The organism is Rhizobium sp. 01N48, from assembly GCF_056399145.1.
The window spans coordinates 401,805-422,577 of record NZ_JBFTQT010000004.1 but is presented as its reverse complement, the minus strand read 5'-3'; the positions used below and the strand labels follow the sequence as shown (position 1 = coordinate 422,577).

The window sequence follows — 20,773 nt, the reverse complement described above, 5'->3', positions numbered from 1 at the left end:
GGCATCGACCCGGCCATTTCCTTATCTGGGCTTTGCCCGGATTACTTCTTTTCAGCGTAAGCCTTGATGGCGGCGGCGACTTCGCCCTGTGCCTTCTCGGCGTTTTCGAAGCCGTTCAGTTCGACAACCTTGCGCTTGGCCGGCAGCTGCTTGTAGACACGGAAGAAGGCCTGCAGGCGCTCCTGCTCGATCTCGGGAAGATCAGAGATTTCCTTGATCTTGTCGTAGCTCGGATCGATGTCGCTGGCCGGAACGGCAACGACCTTGTCGTCCTGCTCACCGCCGTCGATCATCTTCAGCATGCCGATGGCACGAACCTTAATGATGGCGCCCGGAACGACCGGCTCGCGGGTGTAGACCAGCGCATCGAGCGGATCGCCGTCACCACCGAGCGAGCTGGTGATCGAGCCGTAGTTGGCCGGGTAGATGACCGGCATCGACTGGAAGCGGTCCACGACGATGTGGCCGGTCTTGGCGTCGATTTCGTACTTGGTGAAGCTTCCCTGCGGAATTTCGATCGCCGTGAAGAACTCCTTGCTGTCGTCCTTCGGCTGCGGATAGTCGAGATAGGAAACGTAGTCGGAAGCGGCGGCGACGCCGGCCGTGAAGAGAACGGCAGCGGCCGCGGAAATAATGGTCTTCATAAGAGATACCCCCAATTGGCATTGCGAAGAAACGCCCTTCGCCTATGGGGTTTGCATTACAGCGATGTGACATATGCCGGGCGCTCGGGATCATCCACATGACAATCGCGTGAGCGCCCGAAGCAGCGCTTATGCGGTTCCGCGCTCGCGCTTCATCTCGTGGCGCATGAGGAACAGCGAGGCGCAGAGGATCAGGGCGGCGCCGAGCCACAAATAGCCAGCCGGCGCATAGCCGAAGACCAGCCAGCCGGCGAGAACGTTGAGCGGCAGCTTCAGATCGTCGAAGGGCTGGACATAGGCGGCATCGGCGGCGCTGTAGGCGAGCGTCAGAAGATACTGGGCGATCGCCGTCAGCAGGCCAGCCGCGACGAGCAGCATCAACACCGTGCCTGTTGGCATCGCAAAGCCTGCCGCAAAGGCGAGACCGCCGTTGACGGGCGTGAGGAGCACGAGCAGCCACACGGTGATCGTCTCCGGCTTCTCGATCCCCGTCAGGCTCTTGGTGATCAGCGACGAGGCGCCCCAGAGCAGTGCCGACAGGATCGGCAACAGTGCCGCCCAGCTGAAACTGTCCGACCAGGGCTGCAGGATGATCATGGCGCCGGCGAAGCCACAGGCCGTGGCGCCCCAGCGCACCGCCCCTACCCTTTCACCGAGGAACAGGCGGGCGCCGAGGATGATGAAGAAGGGCGAGGTCATCACCAGCGCGATCGCCTGCCAGATCGGCACGCTTGCAAGCCCCGCGACCCAGGTCTGGACGCCGAGGGCGGCCAGCACGACGCGAACGATGTGGCGCCAGGGGTATTGGGTGCGCATTGCGCCAAGGCCGGTCTTCCACAGGAAGGGCAGCGAGAAGACGAGCGCGAAGGCATATTGCCAGAAGGCCACTGAGGCCGACGGAAAGGCCAGGGTCATCGTCAGCCATTGGGTGACGACGTTGAGAACGGCAAAGGCGATGCCGGCAAGCACCATCCAGCTTGCGCCGGCGAGTGCACGCGATGCTGATATGGAAATCGGGGTAGTCTGATTCATGTCATTCATCCGAACAAAAGGACCAACATAAATCAGGACGCATGAACGCGGGTGCCGACGCGGCGGACGACCCGCCCCGCGATACCCTGCTCATTCTCTTTCATCCGGACTATGACCGTCGGCTCCGGAATTCAACCGGATCTGCTGACCCTTCTCACCTGAGGTGAAAAGGCGCTCGCGGGCTCAAGCTTGCGCTCTTACCGCCGGTGGGGAATTGCACCCCGCCCTGAGAATGATCCATGCGTAGTTGAAAGCCGCGATCGCGGCAAGTCTCGCAAATGCGAAAAGGGTCCGGCTTTCGCCGAACCCTTCGAATACTTGTGCTGCCGGTCTCGTTGCCCGGCTGCCAAGCAAATCCAATCAGCCGTTGACGGCTTCCTTCAGGCCCTTGCCGGGCGTGAACTTCGGCACGTTGCGTGCCGGAATGTCGACTTCAGCGCCGGTCGACGGATTGCGGCCCTTGGTGGCAGCGCGATGGGAAACGGTGAAGCTACCGAAACCAGCGAGGCGAACGTCGCCCTTGCCCTTGAGTTCAGCCTGGACAACTTCGAAAACAGCGTCGACGGCCGAAGCGGCATCGGTCTTCGAGAGTCCTGCCTTTTCGGCAACTGCGGACACGAGTTCATTCTTGTTCATGTTTCCACCCCTTTCAAATGGTTCGAAACGACTCAAATCTATAGCCGGGCACGGAATATGGTGCATCAGGCCCGCCGCACCCCAAAGAGCCTGCAAATAAAGGAAAAGCAAGCGTCTCCGTACGGTTTTCACAAAAAAAGGCTGGCAAAAATGCCAGCCTTTTCAGGGTTTTTAAGCAATAGGGCACGAATGTGGCAAACAAGGCTCAATGAGCGATGGAAGTGCCGCTTTCGTCGTGCCCTTCGACCGTTGCGATAACAGGCGTTTCCACCGTGCCATCCCACTCGATCGCCTCCGGTCTGCGGACCAGAGCATGCTTGATCACCTCGCCCATACGGGACACTGGGATGATCTCCATGTTGTTCTTCACGTTATCCGGGATCTCCGCCAAGTCCTTGGCGTTTTCTTCCGGGATCAGAACAGTCTTGATGCCGCCGCGCAGTGCGGCGAGCAGCTTTTCCTTCAATCCGCCGATCGGCAGGACGCGACCACGAAGCGTGATTTCGCCCGTCATCGCCACGTCCTTGCGAACAGGGATACCGGTCATGATCGAGACGATCGCGGTTGCCATGCCGACGCCGGCCGATGGGCCGTCCTTCGGCGTCGCACCTTCCGGCACGTGGACGTGAATGTCCGACTTGTCGAAGCGCGGCGGCTCGATGCCGAAATCGACAGCGCGCGAGCGGACGTAGGACGCCGCCGCAGAAATCGATTCCTTCATCACGTCCTTCAGGTTGCCGGTGACGGTCATGCGACCCTTGCCCGGCATCATGACGCCTTCGATCGTCAGCAACTCACCACCAACCTCGGTCCAGGCCAGACCGGTGACGACACCGACCTGATCCTCGCCCTCGGCTTCGCCGTGACGGAAGCGCGGAACACCCAGATAGTCCGAAATGTTCTCGGCGGTAACCGCGACCGATTTCGTCTTACCCTTGATGATCTCGGTGACCGCCTTGCGGGCGAGCTTCATCAGTTCACGCTCGAACGAACGGACACCGGCTTCGCGTGTGTACTGCTGGCTGATCGCCATCAGGGCATCGTCCGAAACCGAGAATTCGTTCGGCTGCAGAGCGTGTTCCTTGATGGCCTTTGGCAGCAGGTGCCGCTTGGCGATCTCGCGCTTTTCGTCCTCGGTGTAGCCGGCGATACGGATGACTTCCATGCGGTCCATCAAGGGCGCAGGGATGTTCAGCGTGTTCGCCGTCGTGATGAACATCACGTCCGACAGATCGTATTCGACCTCAAGGTAGTGGTCCATGAAGGTCGAGTTCTGTGCCGGATCCAGCACTTCGAGCAGAGCCGAAGACGGATCGCCACGGAAGTCCTGGCCCATCTTGTCGATTTCATCGAGCAGGAAGAGCGGGTTGGACTTCTTCGCCTTCTTCATCGACTGGATGACCTTGCCGGGCATCGAGCCGATGTAGGTGCGGCGGTGACCGCGGATTTCAGCTTCGTCACGAACGCCACCGAGCGCCATGCGGACATACTCACGGCCGGTCGCCTTGGCGATCGACTGGGCGAGCGAGGTCTTGCCGACACCCGGAGGGCCGACGAGGCACAGGATCGGACCCTTGATCTTGGTCGCGCGAGCCTGGACAGCCAGATACTCGACGATGCGCTCCTTGACCTTGTCGAGACCGAAGTGATCGGCTTCGAGGATCTTTTCGGCGTTGTTGAGATCCGTCTTGATCTTCGACTTCTTCGACCACGGAATACCGAGCAGCCAATCGAGATAGTTGCGCACGACGGTGGCTTCCGCCGACATCGGGCTCATCTGACGCAGCTTCTTCAGCTCGGCATCGGCCTTCTCGCGACCTTCCTTCGAGAGCTTGGTCTTGGAGATGCGCTCTTCCAGTTCGGCCATCTCGTCGCGGCCTTCCTCGCCGTCGCCGAGCTCCTTCTGGATCGCCTTCATCTGCTCATTCAGGTAGTATTCGCGCTGGGTCTTCTCCATCTGGCGCTTGACGCGCGAGCGGATGCGCTTCTCGACCTGAAGGACCGAGATCTCACCTTCCATGAAGCCGAGCGCCTTTTCGAGGCGTGCCTTGACGCTGGTGGTTTCCAGCATCTCCTGCTTCTCGGTGATCTTGATCGACAGGTGCGAGGCAACCGTATCGGCCAGCTTCGAGTAGTCATCGATCTGGCTGGCGGCGCCAACGACCTCGGGCGAAATCTTCTTGTTGAGCTTCACGTAGCTCTCGAATTCGGACACGACCGAGCGGCTCAGCGCTTCCAGTTCGACCGGATCGTCGTGCGGCTCTTCAAGCACATGACCGAGCGCTTCGTAGAAATCCTCGCGGTCGGTGTAGGCGTCGATTTCAGCGCGCGCGCGGCCTTCGACGAGAACCTTGACGGTTCCATCGGGAAGCTTCAGCAGCTGCAGAACATTGGCGACGGTGCCGACATTGTGGATGGCGGACGGTTCGGGATCATCGTCGCTGGCATTGATCTGCGTGACGAGCATGATCTGCTTGTCCGAGCCCATGACCTCTTCGAGCGCGCGGATCGATTTCTCGCGGCCTACGAAGAGAGGTACGATCATGTGCGGAAAGACCACGATGTCGCGCAGGGGCAATACTGGATAAGCGGTGCTCGCAACTGACGTTTTCTTCGTCATTTTATTTCCTTTCCATCGTCCCGTTGCCGGGCTCTTCTGGCGCGACCGTTTGGGACCGGCCGCACTCTCACTTGGATTAACAAGTGGAGGTTCTGACTATGCTTTTCAAGCTGCCACATGGCCCGTGTCCGCTTGGACATGACAGCTATGCTACAACGGAACACCTCACTATGTCGCGCCTAGCTGGACCGGCGCTGACCATTTCCGAACCGGCTAAAATACAACGCCGAAACACACCAACGGAATCATTGCATAATTGCCAAGGGCGGATGAATTCGCAACGGCAACGAACGTGGTTTCAGGCGTCATCAGCAAGTTTTATCGGCATTTGGAGATGCCGCGAACGGTTTTTCAAATAGAAAGGGGCCTGCCAACGGCAAGCCCCTTAAATTCACGGTTCGTATCGCGCTGATACTTAGGCCGAGGCGTTGGCCTTTTCTTCCTGGCGATCCGCGTAGATGTAGAGCGGGCGCGAGGAGCCGCGAACGACTTCGTCGGAGATGACGACTTCGCGCACGCCTTCAAGCGTCGGCAGTTCGAACATCGTGTCGAGCAGGATCTTTTCCATGATCGAACGAAGGCCGCGGGCGCCGGTCTTGCGGGTGATCGCCTTGCGGGCGATTTCGCGAAGGGCGTCCTCGTGGAAGGTCAGCTCGACGTCTTCCATCTCGAACAGGCGCTGGTACTGCTTGACGAGCGCGTTCTTCGGCTCCGACAGGATCTGGATCAGTGCGTCCTCATCGAGGTCCTCAAGCGTCGCCAGAACTGGCAGACGACCGATGAACTCGGGGATCAGGCCGAACTTGACGAGATCTTCCGGCTCCAGTTCGCGCAGCACTTCGCCGACGCGGCGGTCATCCGGAGCGGCAACGCTTGCGCCGAAGCCGATCGAGGTCTTTTCGCCACGGGCCGAGATGATCTTGTCGAGACCGGCAAAGGCGCCACCGCAGATGAACAGGATGTTCGTGGTGTCSACCTGCAGGAATTCCTGCTGSGGATGCTTGCGGCCGCCCTGCGGCGGTACGGAAGCGACCGTGCCTTCCATGATCTTCAGAAGCGCCTGCTGCACGCCCTCGCCCGAAACGTCGCGGGTGATCGACGGGTTGTCGGACTTGCGCGAGATCTTGTCGACTTCGTCGATGTAGACGATGCCGCGCTGCGCGCGCTCGACGTTGTAGTCGGCAGCCTGCAGAAGCTTCAGGATGATGTTTTCGACGTCTTCACCGACATAGCCGGCTTCGGTCAGCGTCGTGGCATCGGCCATCGTGAAGGGAACGTCGATGATGCGGGCGAGCGTCTGGGCAAGATAGGTCTTGCCGCAACCGGTCGGACCGACCAGCATGATGTTCGACTTCGCAAGCTCGATTTCGCCGTTCTTGGTGGCGTGCGCGAGACGCTTGTAATGATTGTGAACGGCAACGGACAGGATCTTCTTCGCCTGACGCTGGCCGATGACGTATTCGTCGAGGACCTTGATGATGTCCTGGGGCGTGGGAACGCCATCACGGGACTTGACCATCGAGGACTTGTTTTCCTCGCGGATGATGTCCATGCACAATTCGACGCATTCATCGCAGATGAAAACTGTCGGTCCGGCAATCAACTTGCGGACTTCGTGCTGGCTCTTTCCGCAGAAGGAGCAGTACAGGGTGTTCTTAGAGTCGCCGCCGTTGCTGCCGCTGACTTTGCTCATATCACTTTCCTTCCAGCACGCCGCATTTCAAGGTGAAAGTGCGGTCAACTCATTGGCCTGCCCCACTTGGAGCTACAGCCGGCCAAGGCCGTCAAGGGGTACGAACCGGGTCCAGACTAGGCCGTCTTGGCCCCGGCGGCAACGAACTCCCCTTCGAAGCCAAATGCTATGTCATAAAAATTCAACATAGCATTAATACTTGAGAATGGTTCACCCGCCACTCGGTTTATTCCCTAGTTCGATCACAAATGAGATAGAACTGTGGCGGGGAAAACACCATCCCTAGTTCTGACTAGGCGCAGCGCCTTCGATCTCGACGCGAGACGTCAGGACCTTGTCGATCACGCCCCAGTCCTTGGCTTCCGCCGCATCCATGAAATGGTCACGGTCGAGCGTCTTTTCAACTTCCTCGTAGGTCCGGCCCGTGTGCTTGACGTACACTTCGTTCAGGCGGCGCTTCATCTTGAGAATGTCGCGTGCGTGACGTTCGATGTCCGAAGCCTGGCCCGAGAAGCCGCCCGACGGCTGGTGAACCATGATGCGCGAGTTCGGCGTGGCGAAGCGCATGTCCTTGTCGCCGGCTGCGAGAAGCAGCGAGCCCATGGAGGCGGCCTGGCCGATGCACAGCGTCGAAACGGCAGGCTTGATGAACTGCATCGTATCGTAGATCGCCATGCCGGCGGTGACGACGCCACCCGGCGAATTGATGTAGAGCGCGATTTCCTTCTTGGGGTTCTCGGCTTCGAGGAAAAGCAGCTGGGCGCAGACGAGCGTCGCCATGTGATCCTCGACCGGACCCGTCAGGAAAATGATGCGTTCCTTGAGCAGGCGCGAATAAATGTCGTAGGAGCGTTCACCGCGATTGGTCTGTTCCACAACCATCGGCACGAGGGCCATAGCGGTATCGACTGGGTTTCTCATGTGCGTCCTTTGTCAACGTCTTTCCGGCCCGACGCCGGGAATCAAAGAAAATGCCTTATCCCTACATAGAACTTCCCTACCCTTCTCTTCAAGACGCGCCTTGGGATAACGTTAAGACGGTGGGAAACCATGCCTGTTTTCATGGGCCCTCTGTAGGGAGATTCTTCGAAACCGTCATTAACGGCGGTGGGCCATACTCCCGGCTCACAGATTTTCTCTTCAGCAAGATGAAGAAATGCTGAATTCGCCCGGTATGGGACACCGGTCATTTACCTCGTGGAAAGCCTATCGCCAGATAACCGACGAGGCCCGCGGGCTGCCGCTCCGCGATTAACAAAGTCGCCAGCTTATTTAGCGAGGATGCGGCCATACAAGGGGTATTGCCGTGTTCAATGTTACGACAGGACTGGCCATTTGGTGCTCCGAGGCTATGACGCTCGCGCTGGTCGCGTTCATTGCCTGGCGCCATAATGTCCGAGATAAGACTTATTTTTATTGGGGCTGGGGCTTTGCGCTCAGCGGCATCGGATTTGCATTGGTCGCGTTGCGCGGCCACGTTCCAAGCTACCTGTCGGTCGAGGTGGGCAATACGATCGCGCTGGTGGGCCAGAGCGCCTGGGTAGCTGGATATCTTGCGCTTGATCGACGCAAGATCGAGTGGTGGGTGCTTTTGCCGCCGGTCGTCTGGCTGGCCGGCGTGTTCCTGCCCTGGGTCCACGACGACTATCCGAACCGGGTCGCCCTCTACAATCTAGCCTCGGCAACGGGCGCGACGGCGCTGACCATGGCGGTCAGCTCGCCCGGCCTCAACCGGGAATCGGCGCGCGCCAAGCTCGCGGTCATGTTCATTCTGCAGGCCTGCGTCTGTTTTATCGCCGCCGGCGCGGTTGCGGTGCTCTCGCCTGGCGATATGGAAGCGGCCAATATCGCGGGCCTCGCCGCCATGGGTACGGCACTGATGCTGACGCTCGCCTGCGCGCTGACGGTTCGTCTCATCATGGAGCGCTCGGAGCAGAAATTGCGTATTCTCAGCCTGACCGACACGCTGACGGGCGTCCTCAATCGCCGCGGCCTGTTTGCGCAGTTCACGCGCATCCAGACGAAGGCCTTCGACGAGAACCGCCAGGTCGCCGTTCTTCTGTTCGATCTCGACAACTTCAAGCGCATCAACGATCGCTTCGGCCACCAAGGCGGCGATGCCGTGCTGACGGTTTTTGCCCGCATGGCGCAGCAGTTTACGCCTGCAGGCGTGTTCGGCCGCATGGGCGGCGAGGAATTCGGCGCATTCGCAAGCGTCGCCGACCAGACCGAGGCCGAGGCGCTCGCAGAGACGATCCGCACCGAGTTCTGCCGCGTTCCCGTCAGCACCGGCGATGCCATCATTCCGGCCACCGTCAGCATCGGTGTCGCCCTTGCCTCGCCCATCGAGGCCAATATGGACAAGCTGGTATCGGCAGCCGACCGCGCGCTTTATGCCGCCAAGGCCGCAGGCCGCAACTGCACCGTCACCTTCGGTGAGGCCGAGGCGGCAGCACCCCCGCCACCGGAAGAAAAGCCGGATCACACCACGGGCGAGCTCGTGCCGACACTCGACGACCAGATACATGCGCTGCGTCGCGTAGGTTCACTTGGACGCTGACAATAGGTGTGCTCTCTTCCCGAGGTTGGGCAAATCCGCTAAGCCTCGGGCATGATCACATTGCCTTACATGTCCATTGACCCCGCCGCGCGCCGCGTTTCCATCGATGCACGCAGCCCCTTGTTCTACAGCAATCCCAATGCCGCATACGCGGCATTGCATACCCACTGTCCCACATTTTACTGGGAAGAGCAGAAGCAGTGGTTCTTCACCTCATATGACCATGTGAACGCGCTTTTGCGCGACCGCCGCTTCGGCCGGCAGATCCTGCATATCGCCAGCCGCGAGGAGCTGGGGCTTCCCGAGCCCGACCAGCACGTCGTCAATTTCGATCTCGCCGAACGCTACTCCCTGCTCGAGCTCGAGCCGCCGGAACACACGCGCCTGCGCACGCTCGTCAACCGCGCTTTCGTTTCGCGCCACGTCGAGAAGATGAAGCCGGAGCTCGAGGAGCTCGCCAACCGGCTGATCGACCAGTTCGAGCACAAGGGCGAGGTCGAGCTGCTCTCGGCCTTCGCCGACATCATCCCCGTCACGATGATCGCGCGGATGATCGGCATCCCCGAGGAGATGGGGCCGCAGCTCCTCAAGTGGTCGCACGCCTATATCCGCATGTACCTTTTCGGCCGCACCCGCGCCGACGAAGATGGCGCTGAAAAGGCCGCGAAGGAATTCGCGGACTACGTGAAGACCGTGATCGCCGAGCGCCGCGCCAATCCGCGCGACGATCTTTTGACGCACATGATCCACACCGAACACAAGGGCCAGTATCTGACCGAGGACGAGCTCGTCTCGACGACGATCGTGCTCCTCAATGCCGGGCATGAGGCAACGGTGCATCAGATCGGCAACTCGGTGCGGATGATCCTCGACAGCGGCTTTGCGCCTTCAGAACTGTTCAAGGACGAGGAAACGACGGAGCGGACCGTAGAGGAATCGCTGCGCATCTGCGCGCCGGTTCACATCTTCCAGCGTTGGGCTCTCGAGCCTGCCGAGATCGACGGCATATTGTTCAAGCGCGGCGACAAGGTGAGCCTGATCCTGGCCGCGGCCAATCTCGACCCGCTGAAATTCACCGATCCGCTGACCTTCAAGCCGGATCGCCGCGAAGCCGCCAACCTCTCCTTCGGCGCCGGCATTCACTTCTGCATCGGCGCGCCGCTGGCGCGGCTGGAGCTCAACGTGGTGCTGCCGATCCTGTTCGAGCGCCTGCCCGGCCTGAAGTTGACCAAGACGCCCGAGGTCAAGGACGTCTACCATTTCCATGGTCTCGACCGGCTCGATCTCAGCTGGCCCTCTCGGTGACAAACGACCAAACAAAACGACCGCGCTCCCTTTCGGGAGCGCGGCCATCCGCCTTGGGAGGCACAGCTGCCGGGCGGCGGCAGGCTGTTCTCTGACTACTTGGCCTATTCGGCTGCCTGCAGCGTCGGAACCGGCTGATCGAGCTCTTCCGGCAGCTGGCCGGCCATGGCGGCGGCGAACTTTTCCTGGTCGAGTTCATTTTCCCAGCGGGCGACCACGACGGTGGCGACAGCGTTGCCGACCAGGTTGGTCAGAGCGCGGCATTCCGACATGAAGCGGTCGATGCCGAGGATCAGCGCCATGCCGGCGACCGGGACCGAGGGAACGACCGACAGGGTTGCGGCCAGCGTGATGAAACCGGCGCCGGTGATGCCAGCAGCACCCTTGGACGACAGCATCGCAACAAGAAGCAGCAGAATCTGGTCGGTAAGCGACAGATCGATGCCGGTTGCCTGGGCGATGAAGAGTGCGGCCAGCGTCATGTAGATGTTGGTACCGTCGAGATTGAACGAATAGCCGGTCGGAATGACTAGGCCGACAACCGAGCGCTTGCAGCCGGCGCGTTCCATCTTCTGCATCAGACCCGGCAGAGCCGCTTCCGACGAGGAGGTGCCGAGGACGAGCAGCAGCTCTTCCTTGATGTAGCGGATCAGCGACAGGATCGAGAAGCCGTTATACTTCGCAACCGCACCCAGCACGACCAGCACGAAGAGAAGCGCCGTGATGTAGAAGGTGAGGATGAGGTAGGCAAGATTGGCGACCGAGCCAATGCCGTATTTACCGATGGTGAACGCCATGGCGCCGAATGCACCGATTGGGGCAGCCTTCATCAGGATGGCGACGAGGCGGAAAACAGGGGCGGTGAGCGCGGTCAGGAAATCCGTGACCGGCTTGCCCTTCTCGCCGACCATGCCGAGCGCGATGCCGAACAGCACAGAGAAGAACAGAACCTGCAGGATATCGCCCTGGGCGAACGCACCGACGATGGTTTCCGGGATGATGTTCATCAGGAAGCCGGTGATCGTCGTTTCATGCGCCTTGGTGGCGTAGGTCGAGACCGCCTTGCCATCGAGCGTCGCCGGATCGATGTTCATGCCGGCGCCCGGATGCAGCAGGTTGCCGACGATGAGGCCGACAATGAGCGCCAGCGTCGAGAAGACGATGAAATAGAGCATCGCCTTGCCGGCGACGCGGCCGACCTTCTTCAGGTCGGACATGCCGGCAATGCCGGTTGCGACAGTGAGGAAGATGACCGGTGCGATGATCATCTTGACGAGGCGGATAAAGGCATCGCCGAGCGGCTTCAGGCTGGCGCCGAAATCAGGCCAGAAATGACCGATCAGCATGCCGGCGATGATGGCGACGACGACCTGGAAATAGAGATGCCGGTAGAACGGCATTTTTGTCCGCGGCTCGGCGGCTGGAATTGCAACACCCATAGTGTCCTCCATAAAGCCCCCCAACCTGACCGGCCTCCCGGGGCAACTGCGTTTCAATCAACAGCCTTCCGGCTATTCGCAGCTACTTTGCAATGGCCGTGCCAGTTTCCGCGCGCCGCAATATCGCCATGATTCAAAAGGCTTTTCTTCCGGGCCGAAACGTAGCCGTAGCGCCATTGCGCGAATTGTCGCACAATTTCATTTGACGAATGTGCGGAAATCCGCACATTAAACGTCATGCCAGATACGCCGATTATTCCGGGATTTGAGACCATCGACGACGTCGATCGCAGGACGCGACGCGGCTGGATCCTGTTCGTCACCCTCTCCGCCGCCTTGCTTGTCGCCGCGCTGATCGGTGCGGCACTTTACGGGCGTAGTTCGTCGATCAACGCGCTCGCGACCCAGAGCCAGACCGATGCCAGCCTGAAGGTGGCGCTACTGACGGCCGTGCTGGAGCGTCCCCGCGCGCTGCCATTGCTGCTCGCCGAGGACCAGCAGGTCTTAAATGCTCTCTCCTCCACCAGCGTCACCGATATCGACATATTGAACCGCAAGCTGGAGCGGCTGGTGACGGGCACGCAGGCAGCGGTCCTTTATGTGATCGGCACCGACGGTCTCGCCATCGCGTCCAGCAACTGGCGCGAGCCGATCAGCTTCGTCGGCAACGACTATACGTTCCGCGACTATTTCAAGCGGGCGATGCAGCAGGGAACGGCGGAGCATTTCGCGCTCGGCAGCGTCAGCAAGCGCCCGGGGCTCTACATCTCGCGCCGGGTCGGCAGCGCCGACGCACCGCTCGGGGTCGTGGTGGTGAAGCTCGAATTCGACCAGCTCGAGACCGACTGGCGCGATACGCGCCGGCCGGTCTACGTGACCGACGAGCACGGCGTCGTGCTGATCACCAGCATCCCATCCTGGCGCTTCATGACGGCGGTGCCGGTGCCGCAGCAGGAGCTCTCAGCCATCCGCGAGAGCCTGCAATTCGGCGATGCGCCGCTGACGCCGCTGCCGATCGTCAGGCCCGATATCATCGACCCCAGGACATCACTGGTTTCCGCGATCCTTCCCGGCAGCAGTGCCGCGGAATATCTGCGCCTCTATGCCGCCGTGCCGACAACGCCCTGGCGACTGGAATATCTGGTGCCGACGGAGGCCGCCGTCGCCTCCTCTGTGCGGGAGATGCGTTTGCTGTCGCTCGCTGTGCTGGTGCCCATCCTCGCGGTCGCGGCATTCCTGCTCCGGCGCAGGCAAAGTGCGGCGATGCGCATCGCGGTCGAACTCTCGATGCGCGAGGAGCTCGAGCGGCGGGTCGTCGCCCGCACTGAGGATCTGAGCCGCGCGCGCGACCGTCTGCAGGAAGAGATCGCCGACCACAGGAACACCGAATCCCGGCTGCAGGTCGTGCAGCAGGAGCTGGTCCAGGCAAACCGGCTTGCCATTCTCGGCCAGGTCGCGGCTGGCGTCGCGCATGAGATCAACCAGCCGGTCGCGACCATCCGCGCCTATGCTGATAATGCGCGCGTCTTCCTCGATCGCGAACAGGCCGAGCCCGTGAAGGAGAACCTCGGCGCCATCGCTGATCTCACCGAGCGGATCGGTTCGATCACCGAGGAGCTGAAGGCCTTCGCGCGCAAGGGGCGGACGGCGCCGGAGCCGGTGGAGCTGCGGGATGTGATCGAGGGCGCCGTGGTGCTGCTCAAAAGCCGCTTTGCCGGACAATTGCAGGCGCTCAGCATCAAGCTGCCGCCAGCAGGATTGCAGGTTCTCGGCAATCGCGTGCGGCTTGAGCAGATCCTGATCAACCTGTTTCAAAACGCGCTGGAAGCGCTGGAGGGGCGTAGCGACGCGCGGGTGGAGATCTCGGCGGTCGCAACGGATGACGACGTCGAAGTGATCGTCGCCGACAACGGCCCTGGAATACCCGCCGCCATCCTCGCCTCGCTGTTTACGCCCTTCAACACCTCCAAGGAAAAGGGTCTCGGCCTTGGTCTGGTGATCTCGAAGGATATCGTCGCCGATTACGGCGGACGCATCGAGGTCTCCAGCAGCGACCAGGGAACAAGCTTCATCGTGCATCTCGTGAGAGCAAAGCCATGACAGACGCCGCATCCATCTTCCTCGTCGACGACGACAAGGACCTTCTGCGCGCCACCAAGCAGACGCTGGAACTGGCGGGCTTTTCCGTTTCCGCCTTTTCGTCGGCGGTCGATGCGCTGGCGGCGCTGACGCCGGATTTTCCGGGGATTATCGTCTCCGATATCCGCATGCCGCAAATGGACGGCCTGCAACTGTTCGACCGCGTTAAGCGGCAGGACGAGGATCTTCCCGTCATCCTGGTCACCGGGCATGGCGATATTCCGATGGCGGTGAAGGCGATCCAGCAGGGCGTGTATGATTTCATCAGCAAGCCCTTCCCCGCCGACCGGCTGGTGCAGAGCGTGCGCCGGGCGGTGGAGAAGCGGCGTCTGGTGCTGGAAAACCGAGCACTGCGCAAGGCAAGCGAGCAGGTGCGCGACGACCTGCCGCTGATCGGCCAGACGCCGGCAATGGAGCGGCTGCGCCATACGCTCAGGCAGATCGCCGATACCGATGTCGACGTGCTGGTGACAGGCGAGACCGGCAGCGGCAAGGAAGTCGTGGCCAGCCTGCTGCACCAATGGGGGCGGCGCAAGGCCGGGAATTTCGTGGCGCTCAACTGCGGCGCACTGCCGGAGACCGTGATCGAGAGCGAGCTGTTCGGCCACGAGCCCGGCGCCTTTACCGGCGCACAGAAGAAGCGTGTCGGGCGTATCGAACATGCCAGCGGCGGCACGCTGTTCCTCGACGAGATCGAGAGCATGGCGCCGTCGACGCAGGTGCAGATGCTGCGCGTGCTTGAAATGCGAGAGGTGACGCCGCTCGGGACCAACGAGGTGCGGCCGGTCGACCTGCGTGTGGTCGCGGCCGCCAAGGTCGATCTCGGCGATCCCCGGCAGCGCGGTGATTTTCGCGAGGATCTTTATTACCGACTGAACGTGGTGACGATCTCGATCCCGCCGCTCAGGGAACGTCGCGACGACATTCCGCTGCTCTTCGGCTATTTCGCCGAGCGGGCGGCGACGCGCTTCAAGCGCGACATGCCGGTTGCGTCTTCCGCCATCCACCGGCATCTGCAGGACCACGACTGGCCCGGCAACGTGCGTGAACTCTCGCATTTCGCCGAACGCTTCGTGCTTGGGGTCGAGCAGTTCGGCGGCAGCGTGTCAGAGCCGAAGCCCGCCGATCTCGGCGAGGGCCTGCCCCTGCCCGATCGGCTGGACCGCTACGAGGCGAGCATCATCCGCGACGTGCTCGACGCTAATGACGGCGATGTGCGCAGGACGATCGCGGAACTCGGCATTCCGCGAAAGACCTTCTACGACAAGCTGCAGCGTCACGGCATCGTGCGCGCCGACTTCGCGCCGAGCGACGAGCGAAGCTAGCCCGCGCTTGCCACACCATAGCGGGCGGCGGGCTTGTTGTGCGAGAGGTTGGGACCGAGCGCAAATCGTGCTGCCGTTGCGGCATCGAGATCGGCGCTATCGGGCAAGGACGGGATGGTGACCAGCTCGCCCTGATCGAAGCCCGCAAGGGCCGCGTCCACCATGTCGTTCACGTCCATGACCATCGAGGGCGGCATCTGGTCGAAGGAGCGGCCGACGCGCTCGAAGATTTCCGTGCGGGTCAGGCCGGGCATGACCGCCTGAACCTTGACGCCCTTCTCCGCGACTTCCGAATGGATGGCCTGGGTTAGATTGAGGACGAAAGCCTTGGTGGCGCTATAGGTGCCGTTGAAACGCTCCGGAATATAGGCAACCACCGATGCGATGTTGATAATCGCGCCCCTGCCCCGCTCGGCGAAGGCCTGCGCGGCGGCGACGGCCAGCCGGTTGGCGGCAACCACGTTCAGCTCGATCATCGTCTCAAGATAATCGATGTCATCCTCCACCAGAGTACCCTTGGGGCCGATGCCGGCATTGTTGACGAGCAGGCTGATATCCGCGTCCTCGCGCAGGCGCTCCTCGACGATCCTGACGTCGGCGCGATCGGTAAGGTCGGCCGGAAGGACGCTGACCTTCACGCCCGTCTCACCAGTCAACCGGTCGCCCAGCGCTTGCAGGCGCGCGGCATCGCGGGCGACGAGAACAAGATCGTAGCCGCGCTTGGCAAGGCGATCGGCATAAGTAGCACCGATGCCGGACGAGGCGCCGGTGACGAGTGCGGTTCCGAGAGAAGCGGTGGACATTGCGGCATTCCTTCCTTGTTTGAACTCACCCTGCTCGATCTCACGGGGCGCGTTGAAATTTACTGGTATATGCCACTATATTTAGGCGACGGATCGGCGTGCGCAAGAGGCGCTGAAAAAGATGTGTCGTTTAGCGGTTGACGGATCGCCACCAATCGGAAGACATCACCGATGGAGAACATGCGATGGCAGAGAGCAACGCCCCTGACGGGGCATGGAATTATTGCAGCAACAGCGCGCTCAAGCGCGCATCACGGCAATTGGGCCAGCTTTATGAAGACGTGCTGGCGCCGAGCGGCTTGAAGATCACGCAATACACGCTGCTGACGCAGATCAAGCTCGGCAAAGAGACGCCGCTGAAGCTGCTTGCCGAGGCGATGGTGATGGATCTCTCGGCGCTCGGCCACACGCTGAAGCCGCTGCAGCGCGATGGTCTCGTGGAACTGGTTGCCGACGAGCATGACCGCCGCGTCAAGCGCGTGCGGCTGACCGAGAAGGGCAATCAATTGTGGAGCGATACGAACGGCCTGTGGCGCGAGGCACAGGCACGTTTCGATGCGGCTTTCGGAAAGGACGCCTCCGAAAGCCTGCGGCGGACCATGGATCTCATCGCATCGCCCGGCTTTGCCGCGGCCTTTTCCGGCGCCCGAGAGGATCAGGACTGAAGGGCGCAGCAAGGATGTCCCTGTGCGGGGACAGCGCCATCAGAGCCTGATGACGTAGTCCTTGCGAGTCGTTTCAATGACTTCCCACGTTCCCTTGAAGCCAGGTCTCAGGATCATCCGGTCGCCGGCGCGCAGGTGAACGGGCTCACCCTCGTCTTCGGTGACGACCGAGTGGCCTGACAGTACGTTGAAATACTCCCACTCGTCATAGACGATGCGCCACTTGCCAGGCGTCGCCTCCCAGATGCCCGCATAGAGACCACCATCGGCCTCCTCTAGGTTCCATGTCCGGAACTGCGGATCGCCAGAGATCAACCGATCCTCCGCCGGGGCGCCGACCTCAGGTTCGACGCCCGCGATATCGAGCTTGAGCTGCTTTGACATTCCGCCTCACACCTTCGCCAGCGACTGCTCGAGATCGGCGATGATGTCCTTGACGTCCTCGATACCGATCGAGAGGCGAACGACATCCGGGCCGGCGCCGGCGGCGGTCTTCTGCTCGTCGGTCAGCTGGCGGTGGGTCGTCGAGGCCGGGTGGATGACCAGCGAGCGGGTGTCGCCGATATTCGCGAGGTGAGAGAAGAGCTGCAGGCCTTCGACCAGCGACTTGCCGGCCTCGTAGCCGCCCTTGACGCCGAAGGTGAAGACGGAGCCCGCCCCCTTTGGCGAATAGCGCTGCTGCAGCGCGTGGTTCGGATCGTCCTCAAGGCCGGCGTAGTTGACCCAGGCGATCTTGCTGTGCGCCTTCAGCCACTTGGCCACCGTCGCGGCATTTTCGCTATGGCGCTGCATGCGAAGCGGCAGCGTCTCGATGCCGGTCAGGATCAGGAACGCATTGAAGGGTGAGATGGCCGGGCCGAGGTCGCGCAGGCCGAGCACGCGGCAGGCGATGGCGAAGGCGAAGTTGCCGAAGGTCGAATGCAGGACCACGCCGTTATATTCCGGCCGCGGGCTTGAGAGCATCGGGTAGTTGCCCGACTTCGACCAGTCGAAGGTGCCGCCATCGACGATGATGCCGCCCATGGAATTGCCGTGGCCGCCGAGGAACTTGGTCAGCGAATGCACGACGATATCGGCGCCGTGTTCGATCGGGCGGATGAGATAAGGGCTCGCCATGGTGTTGTCGACGATCAGCGGCAGGCCGTGCTTATGGGCGACATCGGCGATCGCGGCGATATCGACGAAGGTGCCGCCGGGATTGGCGAGGCTTTCGATGAAGATCGCCCGGGTGTTCTCGTCGATCTGGCTTTCGAAGCTCGCCGGATCGGCCGAATCACCCCAGCGCACCTGCCAGCCGAAATTATCGAAGGCATGGCCGAACTGGTTGATGGAGCCGCCATAGAGCCGCTTGGCTGCAACGAAGTTTTCGCCTGGGCGCAGCAGCGTGTGGAAGACGATCACCTGCGCGGCATGGCCGGAGGCGACGGCGAGCGCTGCCGTGCCGCCCTCAAGGGCTGCGACACGCTCCTCGAGCACAGCCTGGGTGGGGTTCATGATGCGGGTGTAGATATTGCCGAATTCCTGCAGGCCGAAGAGTGCCGCGGCATGATCGGCATCGTTGAAGACGTAAGCCGTCGTCTGGTAGATCGGCGTGGCGCGGGCGCCGGTCGCCGGATCGGGCTTTGCGCCCGCATGCACGGCCAACGTATTGAAACCCGGATCATTCGCGGTCATGAAGTCCTCCCGTTCTGATTTGACTTTGCTGCTTTAACTTCGCTGGGCGGAGCATAGCGGACGATCGGCAAAAGTTAATCGCCATCCGTTTCAACCGAGACGCGTTTGGCGAAAAATTTGCCCTTCTCAGCCGATGAGGCGTGGGTACTCGATTGCCGGGCAGCGGTCCATGACAACCTTGATGCCGGCCGCCTCGGCCTTGGCGGCAGCGGCATCGTCGCGCACGCCGAGCTGCGCCCAGATCACCTTGGGTCGCGGGTTCATCGCCAGCGCCTCGTCCACCACCTCCGCCAGATAGTTGGAGGCCCGGAAGACATCGATCATGTCGACCGGCACGGGCACGTCAGCGAGGTGGCCGAAGACCTCCTGCCCCTGGATGCGCTTGCCGACCTGGCCGGGATTGACGGGCACGACCTCATAGCCGCGCGACAGAAGATAGCCCATGACGCCATTGCTCGGCCTTGCGGGATTGGGCGACGCGCCGGTTAGCGCTATCGTCTTTACCGACCGGAGGATATCGAGGATGTACTCGTCGCTATAGTGATCGTGATCGTGATCGTGATCCATCTTTCCTTGTCTCCAACTCAATGACAGCGCTAGAGCGCTTCCTATATATAATAGGTACGCCGGATGCCGAAGGAGGAGATCGCCGTGAGAAAAGTGCTTGTGTTTACCGTCGCGCTGCTCGCCGCCACGCCGGCGCTCGCGATATCGCGCTACAATTCGCAGACGATCAGCTGCGACCGGGCACGCGCCGCCATACATAACGAGGGAGCGGTCATCTTGCGCTACCCCTCCACCCGCGTTCGCGGCATGACGCTCTACGACAGATATGTGCGCAACAGCCGGATGTGCGACGCCAACGAATATGCCGAATGGACCACTGTTCCGACCAAGGACAACCCGAAATGCCGGGTTCTGAACTGTCAGAATATCGACAACCTGGACGGGATGCTGTTCATTCCTGACTATTCGCTCTGAGAGCCGAAATTTCGGTTGAGCGGCTGCCCATCAGACGGGCATAAAACCCACCAATTTTGACAGGCCGATCTCGCCCTCGCGTGGCTTTTTGTGATCTATTTGCATCACCCATCCGGGTTAATGCACGCACCACGACCAATGTTCACTGTATATCCCGTTTATGTCCCCATCTGTTCATGGCCATTTTAGAAACACCTCATAGTTGAATGAGGAAAAAATGTTTGAAACTTCTGGCGTACGTATCGCAACGGCTGCTTGGTGATATGATCGTCCGAAGGTTGCATAATCGATTAAGCAGAGATGGCACTGCATAGCTTCATCTCAATGGCCGCTGTTGCATTTTCCTGATGACGGCGTAACAAGCTTTGTCCCGTCTTTTCGCCACACCATCAGGTAGTTCTTTTGTCCCTCACCGTCATCCTGCTGGTCCTGTTCGGCGCGCTTCTTCACGCGACCTGGAACGCCTTGATTAAGGCCGGGACGGACAAGGCGCTCGATGCCAGCCTGATCTCGGCGGGTGGAGCGATCGCGGCCCTGCCGTTCCTCCCATTCCTGCCCTTTCCCGCTATCGAGGCCCTGCCCTATATCGGCGCCTCGGCGATTTTGCAGTTCGCCTATTTCCAGCTGGTCGCGGGCGCCTATCGAGCCGGCGATATCGGTCTCGTCTATCCGCTGATGCGCGGCTGCGCGCCGCTCTTGGTCGCGGCAACGAGCGGCTTTGTTCTCGGCGAGAGCCTGTCCGGCGGCGCGCTGATCGGCACGATCACGATCTGCGCCGGCATCCTGACGCTCGCCTTCGAGGCCAAGCGCGGCAGCGGTCACGCCATTCGTCTGGCGCTTGCCAATGCGGTGGTCATCGCCACCTACACCTATGTCGACGGCATCGGGGCGCGAATATCCGGCAATGCGATCTCCTATACGCTGTGGATGTCGCTGTTGCCGCCGGTGCTGCTGCTCAGCTGGGCAATTTCACGGCGCGGCGCCTATGCGGTTGCCATGCATGTGAAGGTGAACTGGTGGCGCGGATTGATCGGCGGCACCGGATCGATCGCATCCTATGGGCTGGCGCTCTGGGCCATGACCAAGGCGCCTGTCGCCACCGTCGCCGCGCTGCGCGAGACCTCGATCCTCTTCGCGCTCATCATCTCAGTCGTATTCCTGAAGGAGAAAGCCAGCCCCTGGCGCTATCTCGCCGGCGCGATCATCGCGCTCGGCGGGCTATTGCTGAAGCTGGCGTAGTAGGTTCCGAGCTCCGCC

18 protein-coding genes and 1 riboswitch are annotated in these 20,773 nt (G+C 61.3%); of the genes, 7 read left to right on the top strand and 11 right to left on the bottom strand.

What is annotated here, in order from left to right:
- Positions 1–41: 41 nt before the first annotated feature.
- From AC1DOG_RS11305 to clpP, 6 genes are all read right to left on the bottom strand, one after another.
- Positions 42–644, bottom strand: a complete 603-nt coding sequence (locus AC1DOG_RS11305) for an inorganic diphosphatase (RefSeq protein ID WP_113199630.1) — start codon at positions 642–644, stop codon at positions 42–44.
- Between the two features lie 129 nt (positions 645–773).
- Positions 774–1,676 carry a DMT family transporter gene (locus tag AC1DOG_RS11300; protein ID WP_477928035.1) on the bottom strand — a complete coding sequence of 301 codons (903 nt, stop codon included), beginning with the start codon at positions 1,674–1,676 and terminating at the stop codon, positions 774–776.
- Positions 1,677–1,764: 88 nt separating this feature from the next.
- A riboswitch (FMN riboswitch) is annotated at positions 1,765–1,914 on the bottom strand.
- 122 nt (positions 1,915–2,036) lie between these two features.
- The gene (hupB, locus tag AC1DOG_RS11295) at positions 2,037–2,312 is read right to left on the bottom strand and encodes a DNA-binding protein HupB (protein WP_018900220.1); all 276 of its coding nucleotides are present in this window, start codon (positions 2,310–2,312) and stop codon (positions 2,037–2,039) included.
- Between the two features lie 205 nt (positions 2,313–2,517).
- Positions 2,518–4,932: an endopeptidase La gene (gene lon, locus AC1DOG_RS11290; RefSeq protein ID WP_018900221.1), complete on the bottom strand. Its 2,415-nt coding sequence runs from the start codon at positions 4,930–4,932 to the stop codon at positions 2,518–2,520.
- Positions 4,933–5,347: 415 nt separating this feature from the next.
- The gene (clpX, locus tag AC1DOG_RS11285) at positions 5,348–6,625 is read right to left on the bottom strand and encodes an ATP-dependent Clp protease ATP-binding subunit ClpX (RefSeq protein ID WP_018900222.1); all 1,278 of its coding nucleotides are present in this window, start codon (positions 6,623–6,625) and stop codon (positions 5,348–5,350) included.
- Between the two features lie 282 nt (positions 6,626–6,907).
- A complete protein-coding gene (clpP, locus tag AC1DOG_RS11280) occupies positions 6,908–7,546 on the bottom strand; it encodes an ATP-dependent Clp endopeptidase proteolytic subunit ClpP (RefSeq protein ID WP_026283311.1) in 639 nt (212 codons plus the stop codon).
- A 430-nt stretch (positions 7,547–7,976) separates the two neighbouring features.
- On the opposite strand from clpP, the gene AC1DOG_RS11275 reads away from it, so the two are divergent.
- Together AC1DOG_RS11275 and AC1DOG_RS11270 are read left to right on the top strand one after the other, a co-directional pair.
- Positions 7,977–9,185, top strand: a complete 1,209-nt coding sequence (locus AC1DOG_RS11275) for a GGDEF domain-containing protein (protein ID WP_113199633.1) — start codon at positions 7,977–7,979, stop codon at positions 9,183–9,185.
- Positions 9,186–9,236: 51 nt separating this feature from the next.
- The gene (locus AC1DOG_RS11270; RefSeq protein WP_477928032.1) at positions 9,237–10,490 is read left to right on the top strand and encodes a cytochrome P450; all 1,254 of its coding nucleotides are present in this window, start codon (positions 9,237–9,239) and stop codon (positions 10,488–10,490) included.
- 104 nt (positions 10,491–10,594) lie between these two features.
- On the opposite strand, the gene AC1DOG_RS11265 is transcribed toward AC1DOG_RS11270, so the two are convergent.
- The gene (locus AC1DOG_RS11265; RefSeq protein ID WP_477928030.1) at positions 10,595–11,929 is read right to left on the bottom strand and encodes a dicarboxylate/amino acid:cation symporter; all 1,335 of its coding nucleotides are present in this window, start codon (positions 11,927–11,929) and stop codon (positions 10,595–10,597) included.
- Between the two features lie 237 nt (positions 11,930–12,166).
- Here AC1DOG_RS11265 and AC1DOG_RS11260 point away from each other — a divergent pair, with 237 nt between their 5' ends.
- Together AC1DOG_RS11260 and AC1DOG_RS11255 are read left to right on the top strand one after the other, a co-directional pair.
- Positions 12,167–14,029: a sensor histidine kinase gene (locus AC1DOG_RS11260; protein WP_477928028.1), complete on the top strand. Its 1,863-nt coding sequence runs from the start codon at positions 12,167–12,169 to the stop codon at positions 14,027–14,029.
- Positions 14,026–15,393, top strand: coding sequence for a sigma-54-dependent transcriptional regulator (locus AC1DOG_RS11255; protein WP_477928026.1), 1,368 nt, complete (start codon positions 14,026–14,028; stop codon positions 15,391–15,393). Before AC1DOG_RS11260 ends, AC1DOG_RS11255 begins: the two co-directional genes overlap by 4 nt.
- Here AC1DOG_RS11255 and AC1DOG_RS11250 read toward each other — a convergent pair.
- Positions 15,390–16,196, bottom strand: coding sequence for an SDR family NAD(P)-dependent oxidoreductase (locus tag AC1DOG_RS11250; RefSeq protein ID WP_477928024.1), 807 nt, complete (start codon positions 16,194–16,196; stop codon positions 15,390–15,392). The two genes, AC1DOG_RS11255 and AC1DOG_RS11250, sit on opposite strands and share 4 nt — an antisense overlap.
- A 185-nt stretch (positions 16,197–16,381) precedes the next feature.
- Between AC1DOG_RS11250 and AC1DOG_RS11245 the strand changes: the two genes are divergently transcribed.
- Entirely contained in the window at positions 16,382–16,861 is a 480-nt protein-coding gene (locus tag AC1DOG_RS11245; protein WP_477928022.1) for a MarR family winged helix-turn-helix transcriptional regulator, read from the top strand.
- Positions 16,862–16,900: 39 nt separating this feature from the next.
- Here AC1DOG_RS11245 and AC1DOG_RS11240 read toward each other — a convergent pair whose 3' ends face one another.
- The 3 genes from AC1DOG_RS11240 to AC1DOG_RS11230 all read right to left on the bottom strand — a co-directional run bounded on the left by AC1DOG_RS11240 (position 16,901) and on the right by AC1DOG_RS11230 (position 19,102).
- Positions 16,901–17,245 (bottom strand): cupin domain-containing protein, encoded by a 345-nt coding sequence (locus AC1DOG_RS11240; RefSeq protein WP_477928020.1) that lies wholly within the window; start codon positions 17,243–17,245, stop codon positions 16,901–16,903.
- Between the two features lie 6 nt (positions 17,246–17,251).
- Positions 17,252–18,535: an O-acetylhomoserine aminocarboxypropyltransferase gene (locus AC1DOG_RS11235; protein ID WP_289727213.1), complete on the bottom strand. Its 1,284-nt coding sequence runs from the start codon at positions 18,533–18,535 to the stop codon at positions 17,252–17,254.
- 126 nt (positions 18,536–18,661) lie between these two features.
- Positions 18,662–19,102, bottom strand: a complete 441-nt coding sequence (locus AC1DOG_RS11230) for a CoA-binding protein (RefSeq protein ID WP_477928017.1) — start codon at positions 19,100–19,102, stop codon at positions 18,662–18,664.
- A 63-nt stretch (positions 19,103–19,165) separates the two neighbouring features.
- Here AC1DOG_RS11230 and AC1DOG_RS11225 point away from each other — a divergent pair, with 63 nt between their 5' ends.
- A complete protein-coding gene (locus AC1DOG_RS11225; RefSeq protein WP_477928015.1) occupies positions 19,166–19,516 on the top strand; it encodes a hypothetical protein in 351 nt (116 codons plus the stop codon).
- Positions 19,517–19,918: 402 nt separating this feature from the next.
- Positions 19,919–20,755: a DMT family transporter gene (locus AC1DOG_RS11220; protein WP_047509956.1), complete on the top strand. Its 837-nt coding sequence runs from the start codon at positions 19,919–19,921 to the stop codon at positions 20,753–20,755.
- Positions 20,756–20,773: the final 18 nt, after the last annotated feature.

Bases quoted from the DNA above. Each gene is read 5' to 3' on its own strand.
- AC1DOG_RS11305 (WP_113199630.1), bottom strand. From the start codon at position 644: ATGAAGACCATTATTTCCGCGGCCGCTGCCGTTCTCTTCACGGCCGGC.
- AC1DOG_RS11300 (WP_477928035.1), bottom strand. From the start codon at position 1,676: ATGAATCAGACTACCCCGATTTCCATATCAGCATCGCGTGCACTCGCC.
- hupB (WP_018900220.1), bottom strand. From the start codon at position 2,312: ATGAACAAGAATGAACTCGTGTCCGCAGTTGCCGAAAAGGCAGGACTC.
- lon (WP_018900221.1), bottom strand. From the start codon at position 4,932: ATGACGAAGAAAACGTCAGTTGCGAGCACCGCTTATCCAGTATTGCCC.
- clpP (WP_026283311.1), bottom strand. From the start codon at position 7,546: ATGAGAAACCCAGTCGATACCGCTATGGCCCTCGTGCCGATGGTTGTG.
- AC1DOG_RS11275 (WP_113199633.1), top strand. From the start codon at position 7,977: ATGACGCTCGCGCTGGTCGCGTTCATTGCCTGGCGCCATAATGTCCGA.
- AC1DOG_RS11270 (WP_477928032.1), top strand. From the start codon at position 9,237: ATGATCACATTGCCTTACATGTCCATTGACCCCGCCGCGCGCCGCGTT.
- AC1DOG_RS11265 (WP_477928030.1), bottom strand. From the start codon at position 11,929: ATGGGTGTTGCAATTCCAGCCGCCGAGCCGCGGACAAAAATGCCGTTC.
- AC1DOG_RS11260 (WP_477928028.1), top strand. From the start codon at position 12,167: ATGCCAGATACGCCGATTATTCCGGGATTTGAGACCATCGACGACGTC.
- AC1DOG_RS11255 (WP_477928026.1), top strand. From the start codon at position 14,026: ATGACAGACGCCGCATCCATCTTCCTCGTCGACGACGACAAGGACCTT.
- AC1DOG_RS11250 (WP_477928024.1), bottom strand. From the start codon at position 16,196: ATGTCCACCGCTTCTCTCGGAACCGCACTCGTCACCGGCGCCTCGTCC.
- AC1DOG_RS11245 (WP_477928022.1), top strand. From the start codon at position 16,382: ATGGCAGAGAGCAACGCCCCTGACGGGGCATGGAATTATTGCAGCAAC.
- AC1DOG_RS11240 (WP_477928020.1), bottom strand. From the start codon at position 17,245: ATGTCAAAGCAGCTCAAGCTCGATATCGCGGGCGTCGAACCTGAGGTC.
- AC1DOG_RS11235 (WP_289727213.1), bottom strand. From the start codon at position 18,535: ATGACCGCGAATGATCCGGGTTTCAATACGTTGGCCGTGCATGCGGGC.
- AC1DOG_RS11230 (WP_477928017.1), bottom strand. From the start codon at position 19,102: ATGGATCACGATCACGATCACGATCACTATAGCGACGAGTACATCCTC.
- AC1DOG_RS11225 (WP_477928015.1), top strand. From the start codon at position 19,166: ATGCCGAAGGAGGAGATCGCCGTGAGAAAAGTGCTTGTGTTTACCGTC.